General features: G+C 69.9%; 1 pseudogene. It reads right to left on the bottom strand.

What is annotated here, in order from left to right:
* Positions 1-20: 20 nt before the first annotated feature.
* A pseudogene (gene fbiC, locus ACFC3J_RS23145) lies at positions 21-502 on the bottom strand (7,8-didemethyl-8-hydroxy-5-deazariboflavin synthase); the annotation flags it as partial.

The raw sequence follows: 502 nt of genomic DNA, 5'->3' as shown, positions 1-502 counted from the left end.
TCGCGGCAGCCGCCCAGTAGTCAGACGGGTTCGCCGAGCGCCCGTCCGTAGAGCGTGGTGCGCTGGACGAGCGTGCGTCCGAGCGGCTCGACGATCGAGCGGAAGTCGTCGCCTTCCATCATCTGGCCGTGGCTGGCGCCGGCGGCCCGGCTGATGTTCTCGTCGATCAGCGTGCCGCCGAGGTCGTTGACGCCCGCCTGCAGGCACTGGGCGACCCCGGAGCGACCCATCTTCACCCACGAGACCTGGATGTTGTCGATGGCGCCCCGGTAGGCGATGCGTCCGACGGCGTGCATGAGCAGCGCCTCCCGGAAGGTGGGTCCGCGCCGGGCCTTGCGCTGCAGGTACATCGGTGCGGCCATGTGCACGAACGGCAGCGGCACGAACTCGGTGAAGCCCCCGGTCTCGTGCTGCAGGGCGCGGGTCCGCACGATGTGCCGGGCCCAGTGGACGGGGTTCTCGATGGCGCCGTACATGATCGTAACGTTCGAGCGCAGGCCGA

It is taken from the genome of Sphingobium sp. (genome assembly GCF_041987595.1).
Classification (GTDB): Bacteria; Pseudomonadota; Alphaproteobacteria; order Sphingomonadales; family Sphingomonadaceae; genus Sphingobium.
The sequence above is the reverse complement of the archived record's forward strand: the minus strand, read 5'-3'. Positions and strand labels throughout refer to the sequence as shown.